Origin of the sequence: Bacillus sp. JJ1609 (assembly GCF_036967045.1) — a bacterium.
In the GTDB taxonomy this organism is placed as follows: Bacteria; Bacillota; Bacilli; order Bacillales; family Cytobacillaceae; genus Mesobacillus.
The window spans coordinates 218,903-229,951 of the sequence record NZ_JBALSS010000008.1 but is presented as its reverse complement, the minus strand read 5'-3'; the positions used below and the strand labels follow the sequence as shown (position 1 = coordinate 229,951).

The following is an 11,049-nucleotide window of genomic DNA, read 5'->3' as shown; positions in this document are numbered from 1 at the left end:
GAGCGGAAATCAACAGTCTGATTTAACACAGCCTTCTAAAAAAAATCTATTTAATAATCCCATTAACAATTAAAGCCACAAAATAATCACAAAACCCCTTTATACATGAAAGGGAAATGCTTTCACGATATCGAACTAACAATATAGGTAATTTAGATAAAAATTATCTAAATAAGCCAATATTGTTTTATAATTAGCTGTACGATTTTAAATTTTTTCTTCAGGAGGGCATTCAATGGATTGGAAAATGAAAGCCGAAAGATGGCTAGGGTTTGCTGGATTGGACCCGGAACTTAAAGCAGAATTAGACTCAATTAAAGAGAATGGCCAGCATTTAGAAGAAGTTTTTTACAAGGATCTAGAATTCGGAACGGGCGGCATGCGCGGGGAAATCGGCGCAGGTACAAACCGGATGAATTTATATACGGTAAGAAAAGCCTCTGCGGGCCTGGCTGCATACATAGAACAACACGGAGCAGAGGCAAAACAACGCGGTGTCGCAATCGCCTATGATTCCCGCCATAAATCACCGGAATTTGCGATGGAGGCTGCAAAGACACTTGCGACACGCGGCATTCAGACATATGTTTTCGAAGAATTAAGGCCGACACCTGAGTTATCTTTTGCTGTCCGCCACCTGCACGCATACGCAGGTATTGTGATTACAGCAAGCCACAATCCTCCTGAATACAATGGCTATAAGGTATATGGCTATGACGGAGGCCAGCTTCCGCCTGAGAGCGCGGACGAGGTAATCGCAAAGGTGAACGAAATTGAAAATGAATTATCAATTGAAGTAATGGACGAGCAAGATTTGAAGGAAAAGGGCTTGATCAAAATGATCGGACCTGAAGTGGATCGTGCTTATCTTGAGAAGCTGATGACGATTTCCGAAAATCCAACATTAGCGGACGAAGCAGAAGTAAAAGTGGTTTTCACGCCACTGCATGGGACGGCAAACATGCCAGTTCGCAATATCTTAACGAACTTGAAATACCAGAACGTCAAGGTTGTTGAAGAACAAGAGCTGCCTGACCCAGAATTCTCGACTGTCAAAAGCCCGAATCCGGAAGAGCATGCTGCATTTGAGCTTGCGATCCGTGAGGGGAAGAAAATTGATGCGGATATATTAATCGCAACAGATCCTGATGCTGACCGCCTTGGCATTGCCGTCAAGAATGAAGAGGGAGAATACGTTGTGTTGACCGGAAACCAAACGGGATCACTGCTTCTTCATTATATTTTGACTCAGAAGAAGGAAAAAGGGACGATGCCTGCAAATGGCGTTGTGTTAAAGACAATTGTTACCTCTGAACTTGGCCGCAATATCGCTTCATCATTTGGAGTAGAGACAATCGACGTCCTGACTGGATTTAAGTTCATTGCTGAAAAAATTAAAGCATATGAGGAATCAGGAGCGTACAGGTTCTTATTTGGGTATGAGGAAAGCTATGGCTATTTAATCGGAGACTTCGCACGCGATAAGGATGCTGTGCAGGCAGCAATGCTTGGCGTTGAAGTATGTGCATATTACAAAAAGAAGGGCATGTCATTGTATGAAGCTCTTCAAAGTGTCTTTGAAGAATATGGCTATTATCAGGAAGGTTTGCGTTCCCTTACTTTAAAAGGAAAAGAAGGTGCTGAGCTGATCCAGAAGACGCTTGGAGTCTTCCGTTCGGAGCCAATCAAGAATCTTGGGGAATTGAAAGTTACTGCTGTGGAAGATTATTTAACAGGAATAAGAATGGATGAGAACAAGGTGGAAGAAAAAATTGAGCTACCATCATCAAATGTCATTAAATACTATCTAGAGGATGGTTCATGGATGTGCCTTCGCCCATCAGGAACCGAACCAAAAATCAAGTTTTACTTTGGAGTAAACGACAAGAGCCTTGCTGATAGCAAACAAAAATTGCAAAAAATCGAGCAAGACTTCATGGATTTGGTTGAGTTAAAAATGGAAGCAGCTAAGAATTTATAAGCTTTTCTATTTTCGTAAACTTCATTGCTTATTCATAATCGTAAAACATCTATGGTTTCTGCAGAAAGAAAGGAAGTAGTAACATGTTAAAAGATCAGGTAGCAATAGTAACAGGAGCATCAAGAGGGATTGGCAAAGAGATTGCCTTCAAATTGGCTGAACAGGGAATGAAGCTTGCTCTTGCTGGCAGCTCTGAAGATATTATCCAAACTGCTGAGGAATTGAAGCAGAAGGGTTTTCCTGATGTAATTGCAGTCCAAACGGACGTCAGCGAAGAGCAGCAGGTTCAGAACCTGGTCGAAAAAACGCTTCATCAGTATGGCCAGATCGACGTTCTCGTCAATAATGCGGGCATCGGCTTTTTCAAGTTGGCTGAGGAAGTGGAAGTCGAAGAATGGAAGAAGCTATTTGAAGTGAACGTACAGGGAGTATTCCTTGGCGCAAAAGCGGTATTGCCGCATATGAAGGTACGTAAATCAGGTACGATCATTACGATTTCCTCAGATGTCGGCCGATATACAATTCCAAACGGAAGTGCCTACACTGCAACCAAATATGCGGTACAGGGCTTCAGCGGTTCGCTTGCCCAGGAAGTGAGAGAGTTCGGAATCCGCGTTGGAACAATTAACCCGGGCATGGTAGATACGTATTTTGCCAACTCCGAACAAGGACTTCCTGAAAAACATGATTGGCTGAAGGTGGAGGATATCGCTAACGCTGTAGTGTATATGGCATCGGCCCCTAAACACATGCTGATTGATGAAATCGTTATTCACCCGCTAGTCCAGAATTATCCGATTGCTTAATATAAATTGAGGTCCGAAGAGATTTTTTCTCTTCGGATTTTTTGTTTAAAGAAAGTTAAATGCTTCTAATCTGAGGTTATAGGTGCAGTCATAGATGGGTTGATTATCATAAGAGGCCTCTTGGTTACCTAAAAGAACAAAAAATTGAAAAAGAGGTCACCAATATGGCCTCTTGGTGGCCTAAAAGAACAAAAAATTGAAAAAGAGGTCATCAATATGGCCTCTTGGTGGCCTAAAAGAACAAAAATTTGAAAAAGAGGTCACCAATAAGGCCACTTGGTGACCTTAAGAGTTTTTACTGCTACTTTTGGCTGAGGAGATTTCAGACTTTTTTCGAAAGCGTAATTTTTCCAAAAAAGATATAATGAAAAAAATGGGGGGATCTTGATGGTTGAAAGGAAGAATTCAGAAATCAGTATTTTGAAGGAAATTGCTGAATTACTGAATGAGGGAACAGAAATCAATCAGGTTTTAACAGAGGTTTTAGCAAAGCTTTTACATATTACAGGACTTGAAACAGGGTGGATTTTTCTGGTAGATGAACAAGGGGGCTACCAGCTGGCTGCGAAAGCTGAACTTCCCCCAGCCCTTTCATTGAATAAATATGAACCAATGTGCCATGGCGGCTGCTGGTGTGTGGATCGATATAATGACGGCCGTTTGAATAAAGCCACGAACATATTTGAATGCAAGAGGATAGAGGATGCAATCATCAATAATAGTGGTGAGACGAATGGACTGACACATCATGCAACAGTTCCTTTAAGAGCAGGAGATGAAAAGTTTGGTGTCCTCAATGTAGGCTCGCCAAATAAGACTCATTTTAAAGTTGAGGAGCTTGCATTGCTCGAGGCAATCGCGTTCCAAATTGGTACCGCAATTAAAAGAATAAAGCTGACTCAGCAAGAACATGATTTGGCTCTGGCAGCTGAACGAAACCGGCTGGCAAGGGATCTCCATGACTCAGTAAATCAGCTATTGTTTTCGCTTAGTCTGACAGCGAGAGCCGGAGCTGAAATGTCGGACACTGATCAGGTGAAGGAAACATTTGCTTATATTCAGGATTTAGCCCAGGAAGCTCAGGGTGAAATGAGGGCTCTTATTTGGCAGCTTCGTCCCCGAGGTCTAGAAAATGGGATCATTTGTGCGCTCGCTGGTTATTCAGAAATGCTGGGGCTGCACCTTGAAACCGAAGTCTCGGGTGTATCAAGCCTGCCCGGAAAAGTGGAGGAAACACTATGGAGAATTGGTCAGGAGGCTCTTGCGAATTGCAAAAAGCATGCACAGGCTGAAAAAGTTGAGCTTAAACTAGAAATCAAAAACGAGCTGGTGACAATGACTATAAATGACGATGGCTGTGGTTTCAACTTTGATCCGAACAAAGAAATTCCATCCCTCGGCTTAAAAAGCATGAAGACAAGAGCAGCAGCATTAGGCGGGAAACTCGAGCTTTTAAGCAAGATGGATGAAGGTACGTCTATCATAGTTACCATTCCAGTATAAAGTTTTATTGTCTTAAATATAGAAATAAGGGAGGAACGGAGTATGGCAATTAGAGTTCTGATCGCAGATGACCATCATGTTGTCCGAAGGGGATTAGTCTTTTTCCTAAAGACTCAGGAAATGATAGAGGTCGTGGGTGAGGCAGCAAATGGAAAGGAAGCAGTGGAGCTTGCGCGAAAATTGAATCCTGATCTAATTCTGATGGATTTGATCATGCCAGAAATGGATGGCATCCAGGCGACCAAAATTATTAAGTCAGAAATACCCGAGATAAAGATCATGATGCTGACAAGCTTTTCCGATCAGGAACATGTTATACCAGCTGTTGAAGCGGGGGCGTCAGGGTATCAATTAAAGGACATTCAGCCTGACGAACTCGTCTCGTCCATCAAGAGAATCATGAATGGGGAGGACCAGCTTCACCCAAAGGCTACGTCCCTTGTAATGAAACATTTATCAAGCAATAACAGGCAGGAAAGAAAACCGATAGATGATCTTACTAAGCGTGAGCTGGAGGTGCTTAAGGAGATCGCCAGCGGGAAAAGCAATAAAGAAATTGCATCTTCCTTGTTCATTACCGAGAAAACAGTGAAAACACATGTATCAAACGTTCTGGCAAAGCTTGGACTTGCCGACCGTACTCAGGCTGCATTATATGCAGTACGAAACCAGTTGGTCGATCAGCAGCCACCTTCAGCTTGAATTTGCATGCATTGAATGGAAAGTTTTACAGGTGAATGGCTCGGATAAAACAAAGCAAACACGGCACCTTAATATAGGTGGCCGTGTTTTTTTGGTGGAATTCTCATTTTAGATCAAGCCGTTAACAGCGGTTTCCAGGAAGTCATCGCCGGCGGCTTCATTTGCATGGTCGATGTATCTTAGCAAAGAATACAGGCGTTTTTCAATGACAGAATAGTCTTTTTCAAAATTGTAAGCGTGGAGAAAATGTTCGATCTTTTTGGCCAGAAATTGGTCGTCTGTCCTGACCATCAAAATGAGCAGGTTATCCCATTGCGATCGGTGCGTGTAATATAAGGCACGATCATAATCCGATTTATTCATATCCGTTCCTCCTTGTAAGGAGTTGATAATATTATATGGAGTTGAAGCGGGAACTTTCTCAGAAAATGTTGGTCGTCCCTGTTTGCAGGGATTTTCAAGTTTTACCTGTATAAACTAATCCCTTTTTGCTGCAGTGTAAACAGGGTATTTTTTCCTCTGGCTATCCTGTACATATTCAACTTATAACTGATGGAAAATAAAATAACCCATGAAAAGGAGCATGTTTAATGAAAAAATATTTTGCACCTATGTTTGCCACACTGGTTATTCTGTTATGCATGAATAGTCTTGATGTCAGTGCCCAAAGGCCTGACTACGAAAAATACGGACGAATTGCCACTGCTGTCATCAAAGAAGATTTTCCTGGTGAAGAAGTCAGGGATTATCAATATATGGGCAGGAAACAATTGAGTGATGGCCAAGTTGTCGATTCTTTTCAATTCAAAGTTACGGCTGACGGCAAGCCTTTACTTGCCACTGTACAAATCACACATGATTTGAAAAACAATAGGCTGCTGAACCTTACCGTGACCGAACAAACACAGCAGTAAAGTTTTTGCAAACCCGATAACCCGTTCATCTTTCTCCCTTTTTGCTCATACATTGTGGTAAGAAGTGAAAGGGGGAGAGATGGTGTCAGAAGATCAAAAGTCATTGGAATATGCCATTTCTGAGATAACCGAAATCGCCAAGGGATTCGGTCTTGATTTTTATCCGATGCGATATGAAATATGTCCTGCAGAAATCATCTATACATTTGGTGCATATGGTATGCCTACAAGATTTTCGCATTGGAGCTTTGGAAAACAATTTCATAAAATGAAGCTTCACTATGACCTCGGCCTTTCGAAGATCTATGAACTTGTCATCAATTCGAATCCTTGTTATGCCTTTTTACTTGATTCAAATTCCTTGATTCAAAACAAGCTCATTGTTGCCCATGTTCTGGCGCATTGCGATTTCTTCAAAAATAATGTCCGATTCCAGAACACGAAGCGTGATATGGTTGAAAGTATGGCAGCTACTGCCGATAGGATTAGAAGGTATGAAATCGAGCATGGGAAGCAAGCTGTAGAATCCTTCCTCGACGCAGTGCTTGCCATTGAGGAGCATATCGATCCATCGTTGATGAGACCGAAGCTCTCATGGTCTGCTGAGGATGAATTAGAGGATGATCCTGCACCGCGCGCAACTCCCTATGATGATTTGTGGGGACTTGAATCAAAGAAGTCCAATGAAAAAGAAGCTCCAAAGAAAAAGAAGTTTCCACCGCGTCCTGAAAAGGATTTATTATTATTTATTGAAAGCTACAGCCCCTACCTGGCTGATTGGCAGCGTGACATCTTAACGATGATGCGCGAAGAAATGCTGTACTTTTGGCCGCAGCTTGAAACGAAAATCATGAATGAAGGCTGGGCTTCATTCTGGCATCAAAGAATTCTCAGAGAGATGGATTTGACGAGCGGTGAAGCGATTGAATTCGCCAAGCTGAATGCAGGTGTTGTTCAGCCTTCGAAGACAGGGATCAATCCTTATTATCTTGGGATAAAAATATTCGAGGACATTGAGGAACGCTATAATAATCCTACAGAGGAAATGAAACGGCACGGAGTAAAACCTGGTTCAGGTCGTGAAAAAATGTTTGAGGTCAGAGAGATTGAATCGGATATCTCCTTTTTGCGCAACTACCTGACAAAAGATCTAGTCATGCGGGAAGATATGTATCTTTTCCAAAAGCAAGGAAGGGAATACAAAGTAGTCGACAAAGCATGGGAGCAGGTTCGTGACCAGCTAGTCAGCATGAGGGTAAATGGGGGATTTCCTTATTTGTCTGTTACCGACGGCGACTATCTGAAAAATGGAGAGCTTTATATCCAGCACGGCTACGAAGGAATTGAATTGGATATTAAATACCTGGAAAAGGTGCTTCCGTATATACACCAGTTGTGGGGCCGAAAATGCCACATTGAGACGATCGTCGAGGGAAGGGCGATGCTGTACACATATGATGGCAAAGGCATCCACCGGAAATACTTATAGATTTTCAATCAAACCGCTGATTTCAGCGGTTTTTTATATTTGTTGGTTTTGGTTTAATTGAGGCAATTATAACAGAAATAATTATGGAATTTATGTTGTGACTATGGAATAATTCGTCCCAAATAATGAGGTAGTTTAATTTACTTACATAAATATTTTTATTTTTCAGTGTAAAATCAATACTAAAAAGGTATTTATAACAACAGGTGTGGTAGTTTATAAAATGCTGTTACTGCAGCCATTAATCGCAATGGGTATCAATGAAAATCAAATGTAGTTGAGTAAGGCTGTTTTCTAAATGATTGTTGTTTTTAATGAATTGTTTGAAAGCGAGCATCCTGGAGTGGAAATCAACCTATTTAAAGCAAAAAATTATACGATAAGAACCTTCTTAAAAATAGATTGAACCTTTTTCAACATTGAGTCATAATTATATATATGAGCATATATTCATATATAGACAGAAAGAGAGGCGATCATCTATGGGTCATCACCATTCACACGGCCACAGTCATGGACATAGTCACGGGCACAGCCACAGCCATACTAACAATAAAAAAGCATTATTCTGGTCTTTCCTGTTAATAGCGTCCTTTATGGTTGTTGAGGTCATCGGAGGAATTTTGACGAACAGCCTTGCGCTGTTGTCGGATGCAGGTCACATGCTAAGTGATGCGGCAGCCTTAGGACTTAGCTTGTTCGCAATGAAGCTTGGTGAACGGAAAGCGACACAGTCGAAGACATTCGGCTATAAAAGATTTGAGATCATTGCTGCTGCTTTAAACGGACTGACTTTGATTTTGATCTCAATCTATATATTTTATGAAGCCTACCACCGCTTAATAAATCCTCCAGAGGTACAGAGCATGGGCATGCTGACGATTTCGGTCATTGGCCTGATTGTAAATATCATTGCTGCATGGATTCTGATGAGCGGTGACAAGGATGAGAATTTGAACGTAAGAAGTGCGTTCCTACATGTGCTTGGTGATATGCTTGGTTCTGTTGGAGCAATCACTGCAGCATTACTCATCTATTTCTTCGGCTGGGGTCTGGCTGACCCAATCGCAAGTATCGCCGTTGCGATTCTAATTATCATAAGCGGTTGGAGAGTAACAAAAGAGTCTTTCCACGTCCTGATGGAAGGCACACCTGCACAAATCAAGGTAAACGAAGTAAAGGATGCGCTGATGAAAATCCCGAACGTTACAGATGTTCATGATATCCACGTCTGGTCGATTACTTCAGGTGTATCCATGCTAAGCGGCCACATTGCCGTTGCGGGGGAAGGGTATCATGATCGAGTCCTTCATCAAGCTCAGGAATTACTGCATGACGATTTTGGAATCGAGCACAGCACATTACAGGTTGAAGGCGAGGAGAACGGCTGTCCATGTGCGCATAAACCATGCAATTAATATGGGAATAGAAATAATGCCAGCCAATCAATGATGGCTGGCATGTTCTATGCTTTTCTTTAATAGTTCAATTACATGCTCGTCGTCATGTGTATAAAACAGGGTAGTACCTTCTCTCCGGAATTTGACCAGTCTGAGGTTTTTTAAGAATCGAAGCTGATGGGAAACAGTCGACTGCAGCAGAGAGAGCTTTTCAGCGATTTCATTCACAGAATGCTCACCATGGAAAAGAAGGTGCAAAATTCTAAGGCGGGTAGGGTCCGAGAGTGCTTTGAAAGTTTGGGATACCATAAATAATGTTTCTTCATCAAGTTCAAAATCAGGAAATTCTTTTTTCTCATTTTCCAACAGAATCAGCCTCCTCTTTTCATTATACCGTATCAATCAAAAAGAAAAATCACAGCATGCTCACTCTGTCTTGTTTTTATTGGTGGAATTGCAAAGTTGGATATAAAATCCTTCTGTTTCCGACCATTCAGCAAAATAAATTTTGGATATATCATTTACTCCGTACTCTTTGAGTGTTCGATAGAGCCAGTTTTCATCCTTTCCCAATTTTTCAAGCCCTTTCCTTACCGGCTTGCCCTCATCAACTATGAAATGAGGGATCTCCATTTTTGGCGGTTTGATATCCAAACCTTCATAAGTTACTGGCTGCACTCCTGCTTTAAGAAGGACACTGATGTCACCACTCGTTTCAAGTATCACTTCTTTTACATCTTTTATTGAAAATACACCTTTTAATCTCAAGAGTGAACTTAACTGTTCCATTTCCAGCTCAGCTTCCTCAAGATTTTTTATTAGAATTTTTCCATCTTTTATAAGGTGCTTTGCCGTCCCTTTTAAAATAGGTTTAAGTTTGTCTGATTTCTGAGTTGTTTTATCAACTATAAAGATTAATAATGCCCAGACTGCGATGCCAAACAACATTTCCAAAATGGAGGATGGAGATTTTTTAAAAAGATTTTCTTCGACCAGTCCTCCGAGTACAATCGCATAGACGAAGTCGAACGGAGTAACCTGTGACATTTCTTTTTTTCCAAGCAGTCTAGTGACAATGACCAGCGCGGCAAGTCCAAATGCTAATTTTACTGCCAGTAAAGGATAAACCATAGGTTCCACCTCTTAACATTCAAGTTGACTAACTAATTCCCAAGAGGATGGAAAATAAAACAGGTAGTAAGTGGATGGAAGATGAGCACAGTAGAAGTAAAATATAAAGCTATAGTGGTAAACTGGATGATGGGAAGAAAGCAGATCCTGAAAAATAAAGAGAAAACATGGGGAGTGAAGAGCTTGGAAGAAGATAAATCACTTGAGTCAAAATATATCCAGCAGCATCTAGCGAATGAACGGACATATCTTGCTTGGGTCAGAACTTCCATTGCAATTATAGGAATCGGTTTTCTGGCTTCGAGCCTGCATTTCAACAATATCCGTTTAGTCAGCGAGATTGCTGATACAATAGCAGTGTTTGTCAGCGTCTTTTCTTTGATAGCTGGTATAATCATCCTGATTTTTGCGACAATCCACTATTTTGCAGTGAGAAAGAACATCAACAGTCAGACATTCGCTTCAGCCAATAAACTTATAAAGGTCTCAACAACAATCATCTTCCTGATTTTTATGTTGCTTGGCTTTTATCTAATAAGCATAATGTTCTAAATAAGGACAATTCGTAAAAAAGTTGCTTTCCACTACTAAAAGCAAAAATCGGATTCTGTATTTTTAGGGTTTTCCTGAAGGAAATCTTTCGGAATCAGCTTGGATTTCAAGGTATGGTTACTCATCAAGCAATAATCAGCAAATCGCAGTGCTGAAAAAAGCGAATCCAAATTAGAGGAATCGCTGTATCAATTTCCTGTGCTATTCTTCTTAGGCTTTATATGGGTTACCAGCCCGTCGTAATTTGTTATATAAAGTTCAATATCAGGCTGGGCGTCAAGACAGTGTGTCTGAAGTATCTGGTAATAGTTGACCCAGTTTAATGGATCATATGGAAGCATGGGAAATTGATTATTTTCTTTTACATATAGGTAGACAGCTTTTTGTATTTTATCGATCGTTATCGTGGTTTCTTTTTCGTTTTCCTCAAAAATATCATACGTTTCCTTCGACATATAAAACTTCCGCGAAGGGATTCCTTTCATAGTTGTTGCAAGCTGTTCAAAATCAATACTGTGATCGTCTTTTTAACAGGATTTTCCGGTTCACACCTTATGGCAATTGATTAGAA

General features: G+C 41.0%; 11 protein-coding genes and 1 pseudogene. 8 read left to right on the top strand and 4 right to left on the bottom strand.

Going from position 1 to position 11,049, the window contains the following annotated elements:
* The first annotated feature begins 235 nt into the window (after positions 1–235).
* The 4 genes from V7654_RS09875 (at position 236) to V7654_RS09860 (ending at position 4,992) form a co-directional block, all read left to right on the top strand.
* On the top strand, positions 236–1,981 hold the full coding sequence (locus tag V7654_RS09875; protein ID WP_335430170.1) for a phospho-sugar mutase: 1,746 nt from the start codon (positions 236–238) through the stop codon (positions 1,979–1,981).
* Between the two features lie 83 nt (positions 1,982–2,064).
* Positions 2,065–2,787 carry an SDR family oxidoreductase gene (locus V7654_RS09870; protein ID WP_335430169.1) on the top strand — a complete coding sequence of 241 codons (723 nt, stop codon included), beginning with the start codon at positions 2,065–2,067 and terminating at the stop codon, positions 2,785–2,787.
* Between the two features lie 387 nt (positions 2,788–3,174).
* A complete protein-coding gene (locus V7654_RS09865; protein ID WP_335430168.1) occupies positions 3,175–4,290 on the top strand; it encodes a GAF domain-containing sensor histidine kinase in 1,116 nt (371 codons plus the stop codon).
* 42 nt (positions 4,291–4,332) lie between these two features.
* On the top strand, positions 4,333–4,992 hold the full coding sequence (locus V7654_RS09860; protein ID WP_335430167.1) for a response regulator transcription factor: 660 nt from the start codon (positions 4,333–4,335) through the stop codon (positions 4,990–4,992).
* A 108-nt stretch (positions 4,993–5,100) separates the two neighbouring features.
* Here V7654_RS09860 and V7654_RS09855 read toward each other — a convergent pair whose 3' ends face one another.
* Positions 5,101–5,355 carry a YhdB family protein gene (locus tag V7654_RS09855; protein ID WP_335430166.1) on the bottom strand — a complete coding sequence of 85 codons (255 nt, stop codon included), beginning with the start codon at positions 5,353–5,355 and terminating at the stop codon, positions 5,101–5,103.
* A gap of 227 nt (positions 5,356–5,582) precedes the next feature.
* Between V7654_RS09855 and V7654_RS09850 the strand changes: the two genes are divergently transcribed.
* From V7654_RS09850 to V7654_RS09840, 3 genes are all read left to right on the top strand, one after another.
* Positions 5,583–5,906 (top strand): DUF3889 domain-containing protein, encoded by a 324-nt coding sequence (locus tag V7654_RS09850; RefSeq protein ID WP_335430165.1) that lies wholly within the window; start codon positions 5,583–5,585, stop codon positions 5,904–5,906.
* A 79-nt stretch (positions 5,907–5,985) separates the two neighbouring features.
* Entirely contained in the window at positions 5,986–7,395 is a 1,410-nt protein-coding gene (locus V7654_RS09845; RefSeq protein ID WP_335430164.1) for a SpoVR family protein, read from the top strand.
* 482 nt (positions 7,396–7,877) lie between these two features.
* Positions 7,878–8,813, top strand: a complete 936-nt coding sequence (locus tag V7654_RS09840; protein WP_335430163.1) for a cation diffusion facilitator family transporter — start codon at positions 7,878–7,880, stop codon at positions 8,811–8,813.
* Between the two features lie 27 nt (positions 8,814–8,840).
* Here V7654_RS09840 and V7654_RS09835 read toward each other — a convergent pair whose 3' ends face one another.
* Together V7654_RS09835 and V7654_RS09830 are read right to left on the bottom strand one after the other, a co-directional pair.
* Positions 8,841–9,104 (bottom strand): ArsR/SmtB family transcription factor, encoded by a 264-nt coding sequence (locus tag V7654_RS09835; RefSeq protein ID WP_335378723.1) that lies wholly within the window; start codon positions 9,102–9,104, stop codon positions 8,841–8,843.
* A 117-nt stretch (positions 9,105–9,221) separates the two neighbouring features.
* A complete protein-coding gene (locus tag V7654_RS09830) occupies positions 9,222–9,926 on the bottom strand; it encodes a DUF421 domain-containing protein (protein WP_335430162.1) in 705 nt (234 codons plus the stop codon).
* 81 nt (positions 9,927–10,007) lie between these two features.
* Between V7654_RS09830 and V7654_RS09825 the strand changes: the two genes are divergently transcribed.
* On the top strand, positions 10,008–10,478 hold the full coding sequence (locus tag V7654_RS09825; protein WP_335430161.1) for a YidH family protein: 471 nt from the start codon (positions 10,008–10,010) through the stop codon (positions 10,476–10,478).
* A gap of 188 nt (positions 10,479–10,666) precedes the next feature.
* Here V7654_RS09825 and V7654_RS09820 read toward each other — a convergent pair.
* Positions 10,667–10,993: pseudogene (locus V7654_RS09820) on the bottom strand (DUF3939 domain-containing protein); the annotation flags it as partial.
* Between the last annotated feature and the right edge of the window lie 56 nt (positions 10,994–11,049).